The following is a 21091-nucleotide window of genomic DNA, read 5'->3' on the forward strand; positions in this document are numbered from 1 at the left end:
GTTTAATTTAGCAAGCTTTATACGAATATCAAAATCTTAAATAAACAGTTCCAGCTGCGGATTGGTAACCCGAAAAGTTTTACGATGGTATGGAGACATGCCGTAGTTTATTACTGCTTCGCGATGTTTTAGTGTTGCATACCCCTTATTTCTGTACCAGTCATACTCAGGATGTTCTTCCGAAATTTTACACATATAATCATCCCGGTAGGTTTTTGCAAGAATAGAGGCAGCTGCAATGGAATAATATTTACCATCGCCCTGAACGATACATTCATGCGGAATATCCTGGAAAGATTTAAAGCGGTTGCCATCAATAATTAAGAACCGCGGAATTAATTTTAACTGTTCAAGCGCTTTGTGCATCGCTAAAAACGAAGCATTCAAAATGTTTATTCTATCTATTTCTTCATGATCTACCTGAGCAACTGCAAAGGCCAATGCTTCACGTTCAATAAAATCACGCAGCGAATAGCGCTCTTTTTCAGTTAGTTGCTTAGAATCGGTTAAAATGGGATGACTAAAATCAGAAGGTAAAATAACTGCCGCGGCAAATACTGGTCCGGCCAAACAACCACGACCGGCTTCATCACATCCTGCTTCAATAAATTCGTTTTGATAAAATGATAAAAGCATTGGTGCTGTCTTTAAATCCTGATAAGAAAGGCAAATTTAATGGAACTTAAAGAATACGGATGGATAATAATGTAATATCATCTGAATTCATACTCGCTTTATGCAGCGACTTGATATTTTGAAGGATCTTTTTATTGAGATCGTCAACCGGCAGTCCCTTAAATTTTAACAGATGGGATACCAGTTCTTCATCAGAAATGTAGACGTCTTCCTCGGCACTTTCAACCAAACCGTCGGTATAATTAAATATAAGCGTTCCCGGTGTTAAACATTCTTTCCCCATCCTGATAAACGGTAGCTCATCAAAGGCGCCGATCATGGTAGTTCCTTCACGCAGAAATTTAACCGAATCTCCGGAAAGCATAATTGGTGGGTTATGGCCCGCATTTACATATTCCAGCTGCCGGTCCTGCTCATTATATCTGCCAATAAACAGCGTTATAAAGCGCTCGCCATTTGTATTTGAAACAACTATTTTATTTAAACGCTCCACAATTTTTGACAGATCGCGTTCTACCGAAGCCCAGGCACGAAGACTTGCCTGCAAATTTGCCATAAGCAAAGCAGCAGAAACACCTTTTCCCGAAACATCGGCAATACACCACATATATTCTGTGGGACTTAAAGGAATAAAATCGAAATAATCTCCACCAATGTTTTGATTTGGAAGATAGGTTGATCCTACTTCTATAGTTCCGGATTTTGGCAGTTTTTGCGGAACCAGCATATTTTGCACTTCGCTGGCAAGTTCAATATCGCGGTGAAGCAGTTCCCGTTCAACGCGTTCTTTAAACAGTTTTTTATTTTCCAGAGCTACGATAATCACATTGATCATCGTTTGAATAAAACTCAAATCATTGCTGATCAGTTCAGAGTTTGCGTTTAAATTCCCGATTAACACAAAAGCCTGCGAATCTTCTTTAAGAAAAACCGGAACGAAATATTCATAGCTGCTAACCAGATCGTGCGGGTAGCTTCTTAATGGAGTAATAACGTTTAGCTCTTGCAGCAAATGGCACATTTCCTGCAAAACTTTTGGGCTTTCGGCCGGACCACCAAATCGCGTTGCACAATAAAAATGGCCCTCCTCTTTAATCAGCAGGCGCATTTTACCGATTTTCAGGTGAACACTAAAAATTACCTGCAACATTTCAAAAAGCACAGACGAAGGGCTATTTTTATTAATAGCCTGCGTTACTTCCAGAAGGGAATTTAATTCAGCCTGCCTTTTCAGCAGCAGCTGTATTAAATCTCTTTCATCTGTTTCATTTTGAGTTTGAAGATTTGCCAATACAAACGTCTTTATGTTAGCGTTAAAATTAATAAGAATACTTGCATATTACACATTTGTATTCTGTGATTTTACATCAAAAGCATCCTGCAATCCCAATGCTAACAGGTTAAAAGCATAAACCATAAACATAATTGCAATTCCGGGTAATATAGCTAAATATGCTGCATCTATTATAATATATCCATAATGTTCCTTAATCATTCCTCCCCAGGTAGGCATTGGAGGCTGAGCGCCAAAACCCAGAAAACTTAAACCCGCTTCCAGCAGTATGGCAGAAGCGAAATTTGAAGAAGCCACTACCAGAATAGGACCAGCAATATTGGGTAAAATATGCCGCATAATAATTCGGCTGTCGCCGAAACCCAGTGCCCGGGCTGCTTCTACGAATTCAACTTGTTTCAAAGCCATAATCTGCCCTCTTACCAATCGGGCTACTTCCACCCACATCGATAATCCAACGGCAATAAATATCTGCCAGAACCCTTTTCCCAAAGCAAATGAAATTGCAATCACAAGCAATAAGGCAGGCAGTGACCAAACCACATTCATCAGCCAGCTTATAAACACATCCGTACGGCCTCCATAAAAGCCGGCCAGCGCTCCGAGCGTAATCCCGATAAACAGGGAAATAAAAACAGCCATCACTCCAACCGAAAGCGAGATGCGAATTCCAAGAATCAGCCTGCTTAAAAGATCACGGCCGTAAATATCGGTTCCAAGCCAGTACGTTTTTTTTACGATCAGGTTTTTTAGAACGTAGCTTTTTAACCCCTGTGAAGTGGATTTTAATTCGGAATACTTTGCTGCAGGCAAAAGTTCAGCGTATGCAAAACCTTTCTCCTCTGCCACCTCTTCGTCTCCAATATATTCTCTCAAAATAATTGAATCTTTACTAAACCTGTAAGAACTTACGGGAATTTCTTTGAAAGAAGATGGCTGACCAAAGAGCATCAATTCAACAAAATTTTTTGTTTCCACAGAGTGATTATTTCTTAGCCGCAGGATAGTAAATGTTGAGCCTGGTTTCTTGGTACTGATTTGTAGCAGCATATTGTTAGCCATGGGAGTTTGATCAGGCATGATCAAATACCCAAGCACTCCCATAATCATCAAAATCAGAATAACGATGATACCTCCTACAGCTGGCTTATTTCGTTTAAATCTTTTCCAGGTACGTTGAGAAGGTGTATTATCCATGTAAATTATATTCCTGTTTCAGTTTAAAGCTGCAATTAAAGATTATCTGACCATGCGGCCTTTCCAGTTGTATTTACCTGAATTACCTGCAATGCCAATGTATACAAAATAAAATATGTGTAAAACAGTTAAAAGCGGTTGATACCATAATAATTCACGTCGGTTTGCAAACCGGGCCATCGGAATCAAAAAAGCCAATTCTGTTAAAAGTTTACACACCAAACTGATAAGTGCAAGATCCCAGTACTGGGGATCAAAGAATCCCAATATTGCATTAATCAGAATCAGCAAATTAAAAAACCAGATAGAAACTCCCAGAACAACTATACTTTTATTTTTATACTTGGTGCTTTTTGATGCCCAGCGCTTTCTCTGCTGAATAAATTCAGCAAGCGTAGGTTTTGCATGAGTATATACCGTTGCTTCACGCGATTTACAAAACCCTATTCCATCCGGATACCGGGAAGCAACTTTATGAAGAAAAAGTTCATCATCTCCAGAGGCCAGATCATCAATTCCTTTAAAACCCTTTAATTCAAAAAAAACATCTTTGCGGTAAGCCAGATTTGCACCATTGCAAGTGGAAGGCATTTTGTTGCCAATTGTGGAAGCTCCTAATCCAATCAGGTATAAAAATTCAAGCGTTTGCATTTCCTCAAATGCAGAGTTTTCTTCAAAATAAGCAACCGGCGATGATATCAGCTTAAAATTGTTCTCCTCGTAATACGAAACAATATTGGCCAGCCATTCGGGACCCATTCGGCAATCAGCATCTGTAGTAACAATCAGCTCCCCTTTTGAAATAGCAATTGCCTCGCTGATGGCCTTTTTCTTATATGAATTTAGCGGCTCGTGCTCATTCAGCTTAATCAGTATAACGCCTTTTGCAGCGTATGAACTGATAATTTCGGCTGTACGGTCTGTTGAGTGATCATCTACGATAATTAATTCCAGAAGTTTTCCGGGATAATTTTGCGCCAGAATATCTCTGATGGTTTTATCAAGTTTATCTTCTTCGTTGCGTGCCGCAATTAATACACTTACATACGTTTTAGGAATAGAAGCTGACTTGCTGATCCAGGGCAAATTAATCCATCCTCTTCTGAAATACAGAACTACGCTAACATAGCAGATGGTCAGCAGAATGCTCAGAAAACTAATTACGGTTAGTGCCAAAAAAATTGAGTTTTAAAACGAATACGGAGCCTAAAATAGCAGGAATTATGAGATTTATTAACCAGATAAATGCGGTGGCGGCCATTATAGCAATTTCATGCGAGGTAATAAAAGCAAAAAAATAAGTGGCCGTCATGCTGCGGACTCCTACGTCCAGTAAATCTAAAGAGGGTAATGCGGATTGAACAAAAAATAAAATAAAAATCATCATCAGCATTTCAAAAAGCTGGATCTCAGGAATAAGAAGATGTATGATCAGGAAATACTGCGTTGTAAATACCGCAAAGCGGGAAAAGCTATATATAAAAACCTGCAGCAGTTCACGTTTTTTATATCTCGCCAGGATGCCGAAAAATCGCTGATAGGGTTTAATAAAACTAATTCGCGACAATAAGCCATCCAGCCAGCGGATATTAAAATAAAAGAGAAGAAATGAACCGCAAAAAATTACAACCAGAAATGAAAGTGAATAATACAATAGGATATTCAGTTCAACAAAGCGACCTATAAACCACAAAATAGCCAGTGAACCTAAAATATTGGTGATTACCATCTGACTGAAAGCACCCACTCCCATGGCAATAACTCCCATAATCCGTCTTCGCGGAGAAAGGAAAAATACACGGCCGCCATATTCGCCGATGCGGTTTGGCGTAAAAATAGCCCAGGTTAAACCGCAAAAAACAGATTCCACCGCTTTCCAGGTACTGATTTTTTCTATCCGCTGAACCAAAAATTTCCATTTTAGAGATTCCAGAAACCAGTTGAGGAACATGAGTAAAAAAACAATGCCCAGCACTAAACTGACTTTTGCAGTATCAAGTTGTAGTGTTAAAGTTTTAAAACGCGTAATATTCTGGTTGTCGGATAGCTTATAATAAATGAAACCGAAAGCAAGCAGTAAAATACCGGCTTTAAAAAATATACTGAAGAACTTTTTCTGCTTCTGATTCAAGGATCACCTAAATATGCTGCAATGTTAAGAAATCAGAAAGGGAATCGGAATTTTAAATGATGGAGGAAAAAAGTAATAAGAAAAATTTGCAGGAAAATTGATTTTGTGATTTATATCATAGGTTAATGGCAGTTAATTTAGATAAAATGATTGCAGCATTTAAAGAATTTATAGACCCAACTAACACTCTAAATTTTCCCGATGATGCTTATAAAGGTTTGATGTTACAGGGATTAGAAGCATCAACCTACTATAGTAAACATCTTAACTCTACAGAAACAAAAACATTATAATGGAGAAGTTATCTCTTTAGAAAATAATTTTATCGGTATATTATCTGATATTACGCGTTTAAAAATTAGAGGATATTAACAAAGATGAGAAATACAAAATGTCTAAAAATATGTCTTTTATTATTATTCCTTTTTATTCAGATTACTTCAAAAGCACAGTTAAAGGCTTCAAATTATCTTTTTCTTAAACTAGCTAAATATAAAATAGAAGCATGGAAAGGAAACAATGGTATTAGAGGTTATACCATAAATAACACAAACTTTTCTTTTCGCAAGGATCTACATTTTACTCATTTTAACGAAGTTGTGGCAAGCAGGGGTTGCTGTTCTTATCAGGAAGTGAAACGAATACCAAAAGAATGGAACATTATTAAAGTGGAAAATATCGTAACCTTTTTGGAAAAAGAGCCTCATATATTAAATCCATTCAAAAATAAAATATTCATCGTGGAAAAGGATAAATGTAAAAATATTTTTAAAGTTTACCAGGTTAATTTGGTACAAAACTGGCTTATGGATTGATACAGGCCGATTATTGAATGCTGATACGTTTCCTTCAATTTCCAAAATCTCAGTTGATTCGCACAGATTAAATACCTGGATCAACAGTGAGCAATGCGCATTTTTTCATGGATTAGAGCCGTCATTTGAACAATTTACCTGAAAAAGCTTCGGGCTCACCTAACGATAATGGATATAAATTTGCCCAACAAGCCTTTGGTTTTCGAGTTGAATACGGGCCTTCAATGTATTATGTAAAATATCAAATGTATATCAGGCCATGAAGAAATATAAAAACCCAAATCGGATTTTATTGCTCTTAACAATTTCTATTTTTTTTAGCTTTTGCAATGCAGATAATTCAAAAAGAACTGATTCAAAAAAACAAAATCAATTAGAGAGAATAGATTCTACACGTATTTTCCAGGTTGTTTTAGATTCTTTTTTTATTGAAGGGGTTAAGGGTCAGGATGTCTTTATAATTGTAAATAATTTAATAAAACCTGATTATAACCTAAAAGTAGATAGCAACCCTGTAAAATATATTAATAAACCCTTAGGGTATCCTAAGGGTGAAAAATTTGATTACAGTAAATTGATTGTTTCTTTTGAAAAACTGAAAATTTCTGGATCCAATTGCACTCTAACTATTTATTGTAAAAGGGCCGGTATTATAGCAGATTATGTGTTAATTAAGGTTAAGGGCAAATGGATTATTAAATCCTTCAATAGAATTTACACCTAATCTTTCCTATAGCGAAGCGTTACATAGAAGACCAGGGATAACGCTTCAGAATTAATACAAGAAGTTAAAAACTTATTATCCAGCTGATACTAAAAACAGGTAATATTGCCAGGTGCTAAGAGAAAAATCAAAAGAGCGAATTATCCTGGGAATCGACCCCGGTACAAGCGTAATGGGGTATGGTCTGGTAAAAGAAGTAAAGAGCCAGGTAGAATTGATTTGTATGGGAGTAGTGAAAATGGATCATCTGGATGATCATCCCTCAAAGCTTAAGCATATTTTTGAAAAAACGGTTGCACTTATTGATCAATACCATCCGGACTGCCTGTCAATTGAAGCTCCCTTTTATGGAAAAAACATCCAGGTTATGCTGAAACTGGGGCGGGCACAGGGCGTAGCTATGGCAGCCGCATTATCCCGCGGACTTCCAATATTTGAATACTCTCCCCGCAAGATCAAGCAGTCTATTACCGGAAACGGAAATGCGGTTAAAGAGCAGGTTGCGTCTATGCTTAAAACATTATTAAAATTCACAGAATCTCCTGAATTTCTGGATGCCACTGATGGACTGGCAGTTGCGGTTTGCCATTCATTTCAAAAAATGACAGCAGGCCCCGGAAATAAAAAGTCGTACTCTGGATGGGATGCTTTTATTAAGGATAATAACAAACGTATTTCGGGAAATCCATCAAAAGATGGAACAAAAAAAGCCGGATAAAATCCGATTTAATGAATTGAAGAAATGCCGTATAAAGCTTTGCGAATTTTGTCCGCAGTTTCGTTGAGTTCTTTCTCGCTAGGTTTTAATTTTTCTTTGCTGAAATTCATATCATCAACCCGGTTCATCGGGATCAGGTGAATATGTGCATGAGGTACTTCCAAACCGATCACAGCAACTCCTACTTTTTTGCATGGTATTGCTTTCTTGATTCCTTCTGCAACCATCTTCGAAAAAAGCATCAACCCGGCATAGGTTTCGTTCCCGATATCGAAAAGATAATCTGTTTCCTGTTTAGGGATCACCAAAACGTGTCCGGTAGCCAGAGGCTGAATATCCAGAAAAGCCAAAAACTCTTCTGTTTCGGCTACTTTATGCGCAGGAACTTCTCCTGCTACGATCTTTGAAAATATGGAAGCCATAATATTAAGCTCTGGATGATTGCTTGTGAGTGGTGAAAGAAACGTATTACTTTAAATTCAACCGGTTTACCTGCTGATTTCTAAAATCTCAAATTCAATTTTACCGGCAGGAACAGTAATTTCTGCTTTCTCACCTACAGATTTCCCTAATAAGCCCTGTGCAATAGGAGACTTTACAGATATTTTACCTGTTTTCATATCCGCCTCGGTCTCTGAAACCAGCTGATAGGTCATGGTTGCACCGTTGCCCACATTTTTTATTTTTACAATTGACAAAGCCAGTACTTTTGTAACATCAAGTTTAGATTCATCTATTAAACGTGCCGTAGCCAAAACATTTGTAAGTTTTGAAATTTTAGATTCATGATGCCCCTGCGCTTCCTTAGCCGCGTCATACTCAGCATTTTCTGATAAGTCACCTTTATCCCGTGCCTCCGCAATAGCTTTAGCAATCTGTGCCCGCCCCTCTGTCTTTAAGAAATGTAATTCTTCCCTAAGCTTGTCTAATCCTTCCTGGGTATAATAAGTAACATCCGACATATCTGTAAAATTATGTTTTAAACTTCTATAAAAAACAAACAAGACTATGCCGGCATACGCCAATATAGTCTTGCGAATTGTTAATACGAAGATAATATTTTAAGAATTAGAAAACCAAATTTTTAAGTTTTTCAGCCAGCACTTCAGAAATTTTTCGATAGGATTCATGAGTCCAGCCTGCAACATGCGGACTTAAAATAACCCGGTTATTATGGGTTAGTTCTTCAAACCAAGTCTGTTCTGAGAGAGCCGGAAATTTTTCTGTTTCGAGCACATCCAAACCTGCAGCAATGATTGTTCCTTGTTGTAATCCTTTTAAAACCGAAGCTGTATTAACAATTTCGCCACGGGATGTATTGATGAAAAATATGGGTTTTTTAAAATGAAACAGATACTCATCATCCACCATTTTATGAGTTTCGCGGGTTAGCGGAATATGAAAACTCAATACATCAGCATACTTTACTATCTGCTCCATGCTCATCTCTTTCACAAAACCATCTCCATAGCCGGATTTATACTTATCAAAAGCAATTACTTCTACGTCAAATCCCTTTAGCTTTCTGGCCATGGCCTGACCTGTGTTGCCATATCCAATTAAAGCAACCGTTTTGCCTTTAAGTTCCCAGCCACGGTTTCCTTCACGATTCCAAATTCCATTTCTAATTTCAAAATCGCCTTTACGGAGATTGGTCATCAGTGAAAGCAGCATTCCGATAGCGTGCTCAGCTACTGCATCGCGATTTCCTTCAGGCGCATTAATGCACGTAATTCCTTTTAAGGCAGCATAACGCTCATCTACATTATCCATTCCTGCACCCGCACGGGCAATAAACTTCAGGTTTGGAGCAGCATCCATAACTTCTGCGTCAACTTTAAATTTTGTTCTGATCACAAGACCGCAATAGTTTTTTAAAACTTCAAGCGTTTGCTGCCTGGTAAAATTAGGCTGATCATTACAGGTAAAACCTAACTTTTCTGCACTTTCTTTAAAAGACGGATGCAAATCATCAACAATTAAAATCTTTCCTGAGTGCATCTTATCTATTTTCAGAAATCATGTTGGTTAAATGAACAAAATCCGCAACACTTAAACGCTCTGCCCGCAGATCGAGCATTGGATCATCTCCCATATTATCTTTATTGATTAAAGAAGATAATGCATTCCTCAAAGTTTTTCGCCTTTGATTAAATCCAGCTTTAACAACCTGCCAGAATAGCTTTTCATCGCAATCCAGCTGCTTCACTTTATTCCGCGTTAAGCGGATTACTGCCGAAAGCACTTTAGGCGGAGGATTGAAAACACCCGCCTTCACGGTAAATAAATATTCTACTTCATAATACGCCTGCAGAAAAACGCTCAGTATGCCATATTCTTTGCTTCCCGGTTTTTCGGCGCAGCGTTGCGCTACTTCCTTTTGAAACATACCCACTACTTCGACAACCTGATCGCGGTTATCGAGAATTTTAAAAAGTATCTGCGATGAAATATTGTAAGGGAAGTTTCCGATAATTCCAAATGGGCCATTAAACACATCCGCGAAGTTTAGTGCCAGGAAATCTCCGTTTATTAATTTATCACCCAGCTGCGGATATTTTTTCTGCAGATACTGGAACGATTCCACATCAACATCAATTAAATAGGTTTCATACTGTTGCTGCTGAAGTAAATAATCAGAAAGTATTCCCATACCGGGACCAACTTCTAAAACCTGTTTATACTCTGCCGCAGCCCGCAGGCTGTTAACTATTTTTTCGGCAATATTTTTATCAGTTAAAAAATGTTGCCCCAGATGTTTTTTTGCTTTAACAAGACTCATCAGCGATAATTTATTACAAATTACGTTAAAATTGACGGGAGAATCAGCATGATGGCTTTCCGTAATCTCAAATCCCTCGATTAATAGCAATTAGTAAATAGTCAATTAAAGTCTTTATTTTGCAGAAATTTACTAAATGAATAGCGCTGCAAAGCTGCAACATGTATAATTATGAGTGATAAAATTAAAGTCGGAATTTCTGTAGGTGATGTAAATGGTATAGGCTTAGAAGTGATCATTAAAACCCTTATGGATAACCGTATTATGGATTATTGCACCCCCATAGTTTACGGTCATACCAAAATTGCTTCTTTTCACCGCAAGACCTTAGCCATTAACGACTTTAGTTTTAACGTAATAAATAACCCGGGTATGGCTCATGATAAAAGGCCAAATATGATTAACTGCTGGGAAGAAGATGTAAAAATAGAATTGGGCGTAGCTAACGAAACCGGTGGTAAATATGCTTTTTTATCACTTGAAAAAGCATTAGATGATTTGTTAGCAGGCAGCATTGATGCACTTGTTACTGCTCCAATTAACAAGCATACCATCCAAAGTGAAAATTTTCAATTTGCCGGGCATACAGAATATATTCAAACCAAAACCGGATCTGAAGATTCGCTGATGTTTTTGATTAGTGAAGATCTGAAAGTAGGAGTTGTTACTGGGCATATCCCTATTTCTGAAGTTCCTGAAAAAATTACTCAGGAAAAAATTATTTCCAAGCTGACGCTCATGAATAACAGCTTAAAGAAGGATTTCTGGATTCAAAAACCCAAAATTGCCGTTTTAGGATTGAATCCGCATGCGGGAGATAACGGCTTGATTGGTAATGAGGAACTTCAAACTATCATTCCGGCTATTGAACAGGCCAATTCACAGGGAATTATGGCCTTTGGCCCTTATTCGGCAGATGGTTTTTTCGCCAACAAAACATTTGCACAATTTGATGCGGTGCTGGCCATGTATCATGATCAGGGATTGATTCCGTTTAAGCAAATTAGTTTTCATAACGGCGTTAATTTTACTGCCGGCTTACCGGTTGTAAGAACCTCACCAGATCACGGAACCGGTTTTGATATAGCGGGTAAAAATAAAGCTTCTGAAAATTCTTTCCGCGAGGCAATATTCGAAGCTGTTAATATTGTGAAGCACAGAAGAGAAAGTACCGAACTTGCATCCAATCCATTAAAAATAAGCAGGTTTACCAAAGACAGAGATTAGATACTTTTAACAGAATAAAGATAATTTTTAAGCGTACTCAAAAATGAACGCATCTAAGTAGGTAAATATCCTGCCTGATAATTTCAAGGCAATTTTAAAAAAAGCATTCCCAACTAAATTATTTTTCCTATTTTTGCAGGCTTAATTGGAGTGCTTTGAAACCGCTAAAGGAATATAGAATACCTTTTACAGGCCTGAAAATGGGCAAACATGAATTTCATTTTGAAATTAATGATGCTTTTTTTGCAGAATTTGAATATTCGCTGGTTAAAAGTGGCAACTTAAAAGCAGATCTGGAATTAGATAAACAGGAAACATTATTAATCCTTAATTTTAATATCCAGGGTCAGCTTAATTTTAGCTGTGATGTTTGCCTTGCAGATTATCCTTCAAATATTAGTATTGAAGAGCGCCAGATAGTTAAATTCTCTGGTGATGAAAATTTGGAAGATAACACGGATGAGATCGTCGTGTTAACAAAAAATGATTTCGAGATTGATGTATCAAAATTGATCTATGAATATATTACCCTTTCGGTACCTTATATCAACCGTTGTGATGATGAAGGAAATACCCAATGGTGTGATAAAGAAATGATTGCGAAGCTCGATGAGCTTTCGGGAGAAAATGAGCAAGAAACTGACAATGACGACCCACGCTGGGAAGCGTTGAAGAACATAAAAAAGTAAATAATTAATACATAGGAACAAATGGCACATCCAAAACGGAAAATATCTAAGTCTAGAAGAGACAAAAGAAGAACGCATTATAAAGCTGAAGCGCCTGGCTTAACTACTTGCCAAACTACTGGTGCAATACATTTACCTCACCGTGCTTACAATGTGGATGGTAACCTGTATTACAATGGCAAAATGGTTATTGAAAATACTTCAATAGCATAAGTTAATTTTCTGACATGAATTACCATGCGGAAAATCCGTCAAAAAATATTTTCATTAATATTTCATGGGCACTTTCATATAATAAGGAACAATTTATCTAGATGAAAATTGGCTTAGATATAATGGGCGGAGATTTTGCTCCCAAAGCAACAGTTTTGGGAGCAATTGCAGCTCAGAAAGCCTTATCAGCAGATCAAAAAATAGTTCTTTTTGGCGATAAGGATCAAATCCTCCCTATACTTTCCGATCAGCAGATCGATCCGGATGTTTTTGAGTATGTCCATACAACCGAAGTCATTGGGATGGGAGAACATGCAACTAAAGCAGTTTTTCAAAAACCCAATTCCAGTATCAGTTTAGGCTTTCAATATTTAAAAGAAGGTCAGATTGATTCATTCTCCTCTGCCGGAAATACCGGCGCCATGCTTGTTGGAGCTATGTTCAGCGTTAAAACCGTAAGCGGGGTTATACGCCCGGCTATTGCGAGCAATATCCCCAAATCAAAAAGCGGTTTTGGCATTCTTCTGGATGTTGGAGCCAATGCGGATTGTAAACCCGATGTTCTTCTTCAATTTGGAATTCTGGGAAGCTTATATGCAGAGCATATTTATAAAATGCCTAATCCAAAAGTTGCCTTAATGAATTTGGGCGAAGAAGAGGAAAAAGGCAATATGCTTACTCAGGCTACTTTCCCTTTAATGAAAGAATGTCCCATAATTAATTTCGTTGGTAATATCGAAGGTCGTGACCTTTTTAATGATAAGGCTGATGTAATTGTATGTGATGGATTTACCGGAAATGTAACTCTAAAACTAGCTGAAACATTTTACGTTTTAACTGTAGAAAAAGGTTTTAAAGACCAGTTTTTCGATAGATTTAATTATGAACAATACGGAGGCTCCCCTATTTTGGGAATAAATGCCCCGGTATTAATTGGCCACGGAATTTCAAGTCCCGAGGCTATAAAAAATATGGTACTATTGTCTCGAACCATGATCGAAACCAATTTAGTTGATAAGATCAAAGAGGCCTTTAAATAATTTCATCCAAATCTTTTCTGTATGCATAAGATTCATGCTGCAATAACCGCGGTTCACGCTTACGTCCCCGATTATATTTTAACTAACAAAGAGCTGGAAGGCATGGTTGATACCAACGATGAGTGGATTACCAGTCGGACAGGTATTAAAGAACGCCGGATTCTCAAAGGTGATTTTGCAACTTCGGATATGGGCGTACATGCTGTAAACGGATTGCTTAAAAAAAGAGGCATCTCAGCTTCAGAAATTGACCTTATCATTTTTTGTACTACAACCCCTGATATGCCTTTTCCGGCCACAGCAAATGTTCTGGCTGATAAAATTGGAGCTGTAAATGCCTGGGGATATGATTTAAATGCCGCATGTTCAGGTTTTGTGTTCGGTTTATCAACCGGATCGCAGTTTATAGAATCGGGAAAGCATAAAAAAGTTCTTGTAGTTGGTGGCGATAAAATGTCATCAATTATCAATTATAAAGACCGTACCAGCTGTATCATCTTCGGCGACGGATGCGGTGCAGTTCTACTTGAACCAAATACCGAAGGCTATGGTGTACAGGATTCCATACTGAAAAGTGATGGATCCGGCGGTTCATACTTATTCCAGAAAGCGGGCGGATCATTGCATCCTGCTACATCCAAAACCGTAGAAAATGACGAACATTATTTAGTTCAGGAAGGACAGGCAGTATTCAAATTTGCTGTAACGAATATGGCCGATGTTGCTGCCGAGATTATGGAGAAAAATAATTTAGGTCCTGATGATGTGGCTTGGCTTGTGCCTCACCAGGCTAATAAGCGGATTATTGATGCCACTACCAATCGCATGGGTTTAAGCTCTGACAAAGTAATGATCAATATTGAGCGTTACGGGAATACTACTAACGGTACAATTCCTATCTGTTTGTGGGAATGGGAAAGCAAATTGAAAAAAGGTGACAATGTTATCCTTGCTGCCTTTGGCGGTGGTTTTACATGGGGATCGGTATACCTTAAATGGGCTTACTAAAAAATCAGAGCCTTTGTTAAAATTTTTATTATAATTTTAGATCGCTAAATTTTAATTTTTTTATACTAAAACACATAAAATGGATATTAAACAAATTCAAGATCTCATTAAGTTTGTCTCCAGGTCTGGAGTAAATGAGGTTTCTATTGAACAGAAAGAGTTTAAAATTACCATAAAAACCAATCAGGCACCAACTTATGTTACGGCTAGCGTTCCTGCGGCAGCAGCACAGGTTTTACCTGCAGCACATGCCGCTCCTCCGGTTTCTCCGGTAGAAGCTAAGGAAGTGCTGGTTCCTGTTTCTGATGATTCAAAATACCTCACTATTAAATCTCCGATGATCGGAACGTTTTACCGTTCATCCAGCCCGGATAAGCCATTATTTGTTAATGTTGGCGATGAGATTAAGGCAGGACAGGTGGTTTGTATTATCGAAGCGATGAAGTTATTTAACGAGATCGAATCTGAAATTTCAGGTCGAATTGTTAAAGTGTTAGTAGATAATGCAAGTCCGGTAGAATATGATCAGCCTTTATTTTTGGTAGAGCCTATTTAATTTGAAGATACCCAGTTTGACTATTTGAAGTTAAATTACCTATTTCTTCATTTTCAGTTTGCCAAATTTTCAGGTTTTCAAATCAAAAACTATGTTTAAAAAAATACTTATTGCCAACCGGGGTGAAATTGCACTGCGAATAATCCGTACCTGTAAAGAGATGGGTGTTAAAACAGTAGCAGTTTATTCTACTGCCGACCGCGATAGTTTACACGTGCGTTTTGCCGATGAAGCTGTTTGCATCGGCCCGCCACCCAGTAAAGATTCTTACTTAAATATTCCCAATATAATTTCTGCAGCCGAATTAACCAACGCAGATGCTATACATCCCGGTTACGGTTTTCTTTCAGAGAATTCTAAATTTTCTGCCATCTGCCGCGATTACGGAATCAAATTTATTGGTGCTACGCCAGAACAAATCAACGGCATGGGCGACAAAGCCTCTGCTAAAGAAACGATGAAACTGGCCGGAGTTCCAACTATTCCGGGTTCTGAAGGATTGTTAACAGATATTAAAAGCGGAATTAAGATTGCCGCTGAAATTGGTTATCCTGTTATTTTAAAAGCTACTGCCGGTGGTGGTGGCCGCGGAATGCGTATTGTTTGGAACGATGAGGAGTTCGAACCCGCATGGGATTCGGCACGTCAGGAATCTGCCGCAGCTTTTGGTAATGATGGTCTTTATCTTGAAAAATATGTGGAAGATCCGCGTCATATAGAAATTCAGGTGATCGGAGATCAGTATGGCAAAGTTTGTCATTTATCTGAACGCGATTGTTCTATTCAGCGTCGTCATCAGAAATTAATTGAAGAAGCACCTTCCCCATTCATGACTCCCGAGTTACGTGAAAAAATGGGTATTGCAGCTATTAAAGGAGCGCAAGCCGTAAATTACGAAGGCGCCGGAACTGTTGAATTTCTGGTAGATAAACACCGTAATTTCTATTTCATGGAAATGAACACGCGTATCCAGGTTGAACACCCGGTTACCGAAGAGGTTATCAATTTCGATCTGATTAAAGAACAAATAAAAGTTGCCGCCGGTATTCCGATATCAGGAAAAAATTACGAACCAACCATGCATGCCATTGAATGCCGTATTAATGCGGAAGATCCGTTCAATAACTTTCGTCCTTGTCCCGGAAAAATTACACAGTTTCATTCACCGGGTGGACACGGAGTACGTGTAGATACTCATGTTTATGCCGGTTATCAGATTCCTTCTAATTACGATTCAATGATTGCGAAGCTGATTTGCGTGGCACAAACCCGCGAAGAAGCAATTTGTACGATGGAGCGTGCTTTAAGCGAATTTGTTATTGAAGGAATTAAAACTACTATTCCTTTTCATTTACGACTGATGAAAAATGCGAATTTCCGTGCAGGTAATTTCACCACCAAATTCATGGAGAGTTTTGATCTTACAGAATAAGCATCTATAAAACAAAATAAACCGTAGATACCATTCTAAAATCAATTAGAATGGTATTTTTGTTTTTAACAATATGAGCGAAGTAGAAAGCAACAGCCTGGTTAAGGCCGTAAAAGAAAAAGGCAAAAGCCTTGAAGCCGAAATGTCTTTTTTTGACCATTTAGATGTTTTGCGAAAACATCTGATCAGAGCCTCACTGGTAATAATTGTTTTTATGGGGGTTGCTTTCACCTTTTATGATTTTATTTTTGATAAGATCATCATGGGACCAAAGAGTACAGATTTCTGGACTTACCGGATGATGTGTGCCTTAAGCGAAAGATTTGATCTGGGTCCTGATTTCTGCATTACTAAAATCCCGTTCAATATTATTAATACCGAAATGGCCGGCCAGTTTACATTACAACTAAACTCTTCGCTGATGATTGGTATCGTTTTGGGATTTCCTTATTTGCTTTTTGAAATATGGCTTTTTGTGAAACCGGCCCTGCATGATAAAGAAAGAAAATCAGCCAGCGGCTTTACGTTCTATGCTACCTTACTGTTTCTGATTGGTATTTTATTCGGTTATTATGTAATTGCACCACTCTCAATCAGTTTCCTGGCTGGATATAATGTAAGTGATGTAATTCAGAATCAGATTACTATCGATTCATATTTTTCTACGGTTGCTACCTTAACTATTGGATCGGGTTTGATCTTTGAACTGCCTATCGTAATTTTTATCCTTTCAAAACTGGGTATAATGACGCCAAAGTTTATGCGTTCTTCACGCCGCTATGCCACCGTTATTATTCTCGTTATTGCAGCAATAGTAACTCCAACACCTGATATTTTAACCATGCTCACAGTAAGTTTCCCATTATTCTTATTGTATGAGTTAAGTATCGGAATTTCTGCAAGGGTAGAAAGGAATAAAAAGAAGGCTGAATTAGAATTCGAAAAAAGCATTTAACACCATATCTCTAAAATTTTACGTTTAGCTTGTACGATTAATTATACATTTACAATCATGAATAAAAAATTATCCATTGCTATTGGTGCTGATCATGCAGGATTCGATTACAAGCAATTACTCAATGATCTTTTGAAGGATTACGAGGTTAAAGATTTCGGAACCTTCAGCGCAGATTCTGTTGATTATCCTGATTTCGCCCATCCGGTTGCGCAGGCTGTAGAAAATGGAGAATATAATCTGGGCATTCTTATATGCGGAAGCGCAAACGGAGTGGCCATGACTGCAAATAAACATGCCGGAATTCGTGCTGCAATCTGCTGGAATGAGGAACTTGCCGAACTTGCCCGTAATCATAACAATGCCAATGTGCTATGCATCCCGGCAAGGTTTACCTCCCCTGAACTTGCTGAGGCCATTACTTTAAAGTTTCTGACTTCAGAATTTGAAGGCGGAAGACATGGCAATCGTGTTGATAAAATCTCTTGTTAAACTAAATCTAATTAAATAATGAAAAAACAGTTCCTCTGGATACTAGCGTTGTGGATTTCCATACCTGCATTCGCACAGGATCCCCGTGCACAAAAATTTGCCAAACAAATTACTGCTAAAGATGCCAAAAAGCATTTAAGTATACTGGCTTCCGATGAGTATGAAGGTCGTGAAACCGGTAAACCCGGCGCAGAAAAAGCCGCCAATTACATAGCTGCTCAGTTTAAAAAATTAGGATTAACAGCTCCGGTTAATGGTTCTTACTTTCAAAACGTAAGTCTGGTTGAAAACCTGTTTGAGGTAAAATCTTTCAACATCAACGGCACAGCCCTTACTTTTGGTAAAGATTTCTACTTCTCAGGAACACCTGATACTAAAGCGATAAATGCTTCTGAAGTGGTTTTTATTGGTTACGGAATTGATTCTGAAAATTACAGCGATTTAAAAAACACAGATATTAATGGTAAAGTTGTTCTGTTCATTAACAAAGGTGAACCTGTAAAAAATGGTATTTCGGCAGTTACAAAATCTGCTGATAATTCTGACTGGAGCAAAGGACGCAAGCGTTTGCAATATATTCAAAGCAAAAATCCATCACTTATACTGGCTGCAAGTCCGGATGTAGCGGAAATTCTTGAGAAAAACGGCGAATATTTTAAATCAGCAGGAGGCCGCTTATCCCTAAAGAAGGAAAAGGCTCCGGATGCTAAAGCAAACGCAGCTGCTGTTGTAAATATCCCGGTTTCTGTAGCGGATATGATTTTGAAGAATTCAGGCTTAAATTATGAAACGTTAAAGTCATCAATTGATAACAGTTCTGAACCTAAAACGCAAACTGTTAAAACCAACTTCAGTACTGCATTTGGTCAGCTGTCAAAAGATGTTAAAGCCATGAATGTTATGGGCTTTCTTCCGGGAACTGATCTGAAAGATGAAGTGCTTGTATTTTCTGCTCATTATGATCATATTGGTTTAACTAAAAGTGGCACCGATAAAGTAAATAATGGAGCTGACGATGACGGATCTGGTACTACCGGGGTTATCGAGATTGCCCGTGCTTTTGCCAAAGCCAAAAAGGCCGGTAAAGGACCAAGAAGAAGCATTCTGTTTTTAGCCGTTACCGGAGAAGAAAAAGGATTATTAGGTTCTGAGTGGTACTCAGAAAATCCGGTTTTCCCGTTGAATAAAACAATTGCCGATTTGAATATCGACATGATCGGCAGAATAGGAACTGCTTATAAAGGAAAAGCTGATTCGGCAAATTATTGCTACCTCATCGGATCTGATAAGTTAAGTTCAGATCTACACAAAATCAGCGAAAACGCAAATTCTATTTATACTAAAATGACCATTGATTATAAATTCAATGATCCTAAAGATCCGGAGCGTATTTATTACCGTTCTGATCATTACAATTTCGCCAAACACGGTATTCCAATTATTTTTTACTTCAATGGCGTGCACGAAGATTATCATAAGCCAAGTGATGAAGTTCACAAGATCAATTTCCCATTGCTTGCTAAACGTGCCCAACTAGTATATTATACGGGCTGGGATCTCGCAAATCGCGAAAGCCGGCCAGCTGTAGATGTTAAAAATGACATGCCTGCAACCAGATAATAAAAATCCCCTGAGATGATCAGGGGATTTTTTTTGAATCAGATTTTATCAGTTTCTCTACTGTTTTATAATCAATCTGATTTACAATACCTTTCATAAATTCTCAGGTTTTCACAATTTTTGCAGCTTAATAAAGTTTTAAGGATTGCTTCTCATCAAAATAGCTAAATTCGCCTAATGACCAATTACGCCTCGGAATTTCTGAATGAATCAGCTGAAAAAGCATTCGATCTTGACCATCGCCGAATTATCAATTACAACATTGGTAAATATGATGCCGCCGTTGAACGCGGCCTTTTAAAATTTTCTAACCTCGAAAATTCTAAACGGAAAGCCCATGTCATAAAATGGAAAGTGATGGAAAACCTGGATAAATTACTTCCGGAATTTGAAGCCAATTTTCAGCGCAAAGGCGGTAAGGTAATCTGGGCAAATACGGCCGAAGAAGCTAATGCCGAAATACTGAATATCATTAAAAAAGCAGGAGCAAAATCTGTTATCAAATCCAAATCAATGGTTACTGAGGAAATTCACCTGAATGAATTCCTGGAAGGTAACCACATTGAAACATTGGAAAGTGACCTTGGAGAATATATTGTGCAATTGCTGGGACAAAAGCCCTATCATATTGTAACTCCGGCCATGCACCTTAGCAAAGAGGATGTCGCTAAATTATTTAACGAAAAATTTGGCACTCCGACTGACGCTACTCCGCAGCAATTAACATTAAAAGCCCGTGAACTTTTACGCGAAAAATATACTTCAGCAGATGTTGGAATTACCGGCGGCAATTTTCTGATTGCCGATACAGGAAGTTTAGCACTGACTGAAAATGAAGGAAATGCCAGGCTAACGACTACATTTCCTAAAATACATATCGCAGTGGTTGGTATTGAGAAAATCATTCCTTCAATGAGCGACCTTGACCTTTTCTGGCCATTGCTTTCTACACACGGCACCGGGCAAAATTTAACAGTTTATAACACTATTTTAGGCGGGCCAAAGCAGGAAGGTGAAACGGATGGGCCTGAAGAAATGTATGTGATTCTTTTAGATAATGGCCGTACCAATTTACTGGCTCAAAAAGATCAGCGGCAAGGCTTATACTGTATTCGCTGCGGCGCTTGTCTCAATGCGTGTCCGGTTTATAAAAATATTGGCGGACATACTTATGAAAGTACATACAGCGGTCCAATTGGTTCTGTAATTACTCCGCATATGCAGGGAATGGAAGACTTTAAACATTTAAGTTTTGCCTCAAGCTTATGCGGTAAATGCTCTGAAGTTTGCCCCGTTAAAATAGATATACATAAAATGCTTTTGCTTAACAGGCGTGATTCTGTGGAGCAGGGATTTGTAACCAAAAAAGAAGTCTACACCTGGAAAGGATGGAAATCCGGAATGATGAAACGTAAAATGATGGATATGCTTTCTGGTTCGTGGAAAAACAGACTTTTAAAATTCCTTTTCAGAAAAAGCTACGGAACAAACCGGGCAATACCTAAAGTTGCTCCCAAATCATTTAGTCAAACCTGGAAAGAAGAAAATCCGGAACAATAGAT

Annotated in this window: 24 protein-coding genes; 15 read left to right on the top strand and 9 right to left on the bottom strand. The window is 38.1% G+C overall.

Translation table 11 applies throughout. The features are described 5' to 3' along the window. Positions 1-36 precede the first annotated feature (36 nt). From G521_RS0101820 to G521_RS0101840, 5 genes are read right to left on the bottom strand one after another with little or no spacing between them, the layout of a single operon-like run. Entirely contained in the window at positions 37-636 is a 600-nt protein-coding gene (locus tag G521_RS0101820) for a ribonuclease HII (protein WP_026896988.1), read from the bottom strand. 46 nt (positions 637-682) lie between these two features. Next, positions 683-1927, bottom strand: a complete 1245-nt coding sequence (locus G521_RS0101825; RefSeq protein ID WP_026896989.1) for a PP2C family protein-serine/threonine phosphatase — start codon at positions 1925-1927, stop codon at positions 683-685. 48 nt (positions 1928-1975) lie between these two features. Then, positions 1976-3127, bottom strand: a complete 1152-nt coding sequence (locus G521_RS0101830) for an ABC transporter permease (RefSeq protein WP_036677992.1) — start codon at positions 3125-3127, stop codon at positions 1976-1978. Positions 3128-3169: 42 nt separating this feature from the next. Further along, entirely contained in the window at positions 3170-4303 is a 1134-nt protein-coding gene (locus G521_RS0101835) for a glycosyltransferase family 2 protein (RefSeq protein ID WP_245580818.1), read from the bottom strand. Continuing rightward, on the bottom strand, positions 4284-5258 hold the full coding sequence (locus G521_RS0101840) for a lysylphosphatidylglycerol synthase transmembrane domain-containing protein (RefSeq protein WP_026896992.1): 975 nt from the start codon (positions 5256-5258) through the stop codon (positions 4284-4286). Before G521_RS0101840 ends, G521_RS0101835 begins: the two co-directional genes overlap by 20 nt. 125 nt (positions 5259-5383) lie before the next feature. On the opposite strand from G521_RS0101840, the gene G521_RS18085 reads away from it, so the two are divergent. The 4 genes from G521_RS18085 (at position 5384) to ruvC (ending at position 7515) form a co-directional block, all read left to right on the top strand. Then, positions 5384-5551 (top strand): hypothetical protein, encoded by a 168-nt coding sequence (locus G521_RS18085; protein ID WP_155975635.1) that lies wholly within the window; start codon positions 5384-5386, stop codon positions 5549-5551. Positions 5552-5635: 84 nt separating this feature from the next. Then, on the top strand, positions 5636-6073 hold the full coding sequence (locus tag G521_RS0101850) for a hypothetical protein (RefSeq protein ID WP_026896993.1): 438 nt from the start codon (positions 5636-5638) through the stop codon (positions 6071-6073). A gap of 259 nt (positions 6074-6332) precedes the next feature. Further along, positions 6333-6797, top strand: coding sequence for a hypothetical protein (locus G521_RS0101855; protein WP_026896994.1), 465 nt, complete (start codon positions 6333-6335; stop codon positions 6795-6797). A 112-nt stretch (positions 6798-6909) separates the two neighbouring features. Further along, entirely contained in the window at positions 6910-7515 is a 606-nt protein-coding gene (gene ruvC, locus G521_RS16255; RefSeq protein WP_051189378.1) for a crossover junction endodeoxyribonuclease RuvC, read from the top strand. 8 nt (positions 7516-7523) lie between these two features. Here the strand turns inward: ruvC and G521_RS0101865 are convergent, their stop codons facing one another. The 4 genes from G521_RS0101865 to rsmA all read right to left on the bottom strand — a co-directional run bounded on the left by G521_RS0101865 (position 7524) and on the right by rsmA (position 10297). Continuing rightward, the gene (locus G521_RS0101865) at positions 7524-7937 is read right to left on the bottom strand and encodes an HIT family protein (RefSeq protein ID WP_026896995.1); all 414 of its coding nucleotides are present in this window, start codon (positions 7935-7937) and stop codon (positions 7524-7526) included. A 66-nt stretch (positions 7938-8003) separates the two neighbouring features. Next, the gene (gene greA, locus G521_RS0101870) at positions 8004-8477 is read right to left on the bottom strand and encodes a transcription elongation factor GreA (RefSeq protein ID WP_026896996.1); all 474 of its coding nucleotides are present in this window, start codon (positions 8475-8477) and stop codon (positions 8004-8006) included. 106 nt (positions 8478-8583) lie between these two features. After that, complete coding sequence (locus G521_RS0101875; RefSeq protein WP_026896997.1) at positions 8584-9516, bottom strand: NAD(P)-dependent oxidoreductase; 933 nt, start codon at positions 9514-9516, stop codon at positions 8584-8586. Between the two features lies 1 nt (position 9517). Beyond that, a complete protein-coding gene (rsmA, locus tag G521_RS0101880; protein WP_026896998.1) occupies positions 9518-10297 on the bottom strand; it encodes a 16S rRNA (adenine(1518)-N(6)/adenine(1519)-N(6))-dimethyltransferase RsmA in 780 nt (259 codons plus the stop codon). Positions 10298-10468: 171 nt separating this feature from the next. On the opposite strand from rsmA, the gene pdxA reads away from it, so the two are divergent. The 11 genes from pdxA to G521_RS0101930 all read left to right on the top strand — a co-directional run bounded on the left by pdxA (position 10469) and on the right by G521_RS0101930 (position 21089). Continuing rightward, the gene (pdxA, locus tag G521_RS0101885) at positions 10469-11524 is read left to right on the top strand and encodes a 4-hydroxythreonine-4-phosphate dehydrogenase PdxA (protein WP_026896999.1); all 1056 of its coding nucleotides are present in this window, start codon (positions 10469-10471) and stop codon (positions 11522-11524) included. Between the two features lie 155 nt (positions 11525-11679). Further along, entirely contained in the window at positions 11680-12213 is a 534-nt protein-coding gene (locus tag G521_RS0101890) for a YceD family protein (RefSeq protein WP_026897000.1), read from the top strand. Between the two features lie 21 nt (positions 12214-12234). After that, positions 12235-12426, top strand: coding sequence for a 50S ribosomal protein L32 (gene rpmF, locus G521_RS17975; protein WP_081675001.1), 192 nt, complete (start codon positions 12235-12237; stop codon positions 12424-12426). Positions 12427-12527: 101 nt separating this feature from the next. Continuing rightward, entirely contained in the window at positions 12528-13466 is a 939-nt protein-coding gene (plsX, locus tag G521_RS0101895; protein ID WP_026897001.1) for a phosphate acyltransferase PlsX, read from the top strand. A gap of 21 nt (positions 13467-13487) precedes the next feature. After that, entirely contained in the window at positions 13488-14474 is a 987-nt protein-coding gene (locus tag G521_RS0101900) for a beta-ketoacyl-ACP synthase III (RefSeq protein ID WP_026897002.1), read from the top strand. A 79-nt stretch (positions 14475-14553) separates the two neighbouring features. Beyond that, positions 14554-15030: an acetyl-CoA carboxylase biotin carboxyl carrier protein gene (gene accB, locus G521_RS0101905; protein WP_026897003.1), complete on the top strand. Its 477-nt coding sequence runs from the start codon at positions 14554-14556 to the stop codon at positions 15028-15030. 91 nt (positions 15031-15121) lie between these two features. Continuing rightward, positions 15122-16462 carry an acetyl-CoA carboxylase biotin carboxylase subunit gene (accC, locus tag G521_RS0101910; protein ID WP_026897004.1) on the top strand — a complete coding sequence of 447 codons (1341 nt, stop codon included), beginning with the start codon at positions 15122-15124 and terminating at the stop codon, positions 16460-16462. 73 nt (positions 16463-16535) lie between these two features. Continuing rightward, positions 16536-17417 carry a twin-arginine translocase subunit TatC gene (tatC, locus tag G521_RS0101915; protein WP_026897005.1) on the top strand — a complete coding sequence of 294 codons (882 nt, stop codon included), beginning with the start codon at positions 16536-16538 and terminating at the stop codon, positions 17415-17417. A gap of 57 nt (positions 17418-17474) precedes the next feature. Further along, positions 17475-17909 carry a ribose 5-phosphate isomerase B gene (gene rpiB / locus G521_RS0101920; RefSeq protein WP_026897006.1) on the top strand — a complete coding sequence of 145 codons (435 nt, stop codon included), beginning with the start codon at positions 17475-17477 and terminating at the stop codon, positions 17907-17909. Positions 17910-17927: 18 nt separating this feature from the next. Continuing rightward, on the top strand, positions 17928-19529 hold the full coding sequence (locus tag G521_RS0101925) for a M28 family peptidase (protein WP_036677996.1): 1602 nt from the start codon (positions 17928-17930) through the stop codon (positions 19527-19529). A 177-nt stretch (positions 19530-19706) separates the two neighbouring features. Further along, positions 19707-21089: a LutB/LldF family L-lactate oxidation iron-sulfur protein gene (locus G521_RS0101930; protein ID WP_026897008.1), complete on the top strand. Its 1383-nt coding sequence runs from the start codon at positions 19707-19709 to the stop codon at positions 21087-21089. The last annotated feature ends 2 nt before the right edge of the window (positions 21090-21091 follow it).

The sequence above is a fragment of the Daejeonella oryzae DSM 19973 genome (genome assembly GCF_000422945.1).
Classification (GTDB): domain Bacteria; phylum Bacteroidota; class Bacteroidia; order Sphingobacteriales; family Sphingobacteriaceae; genus Daejeonella; species Daejeonella oryzae.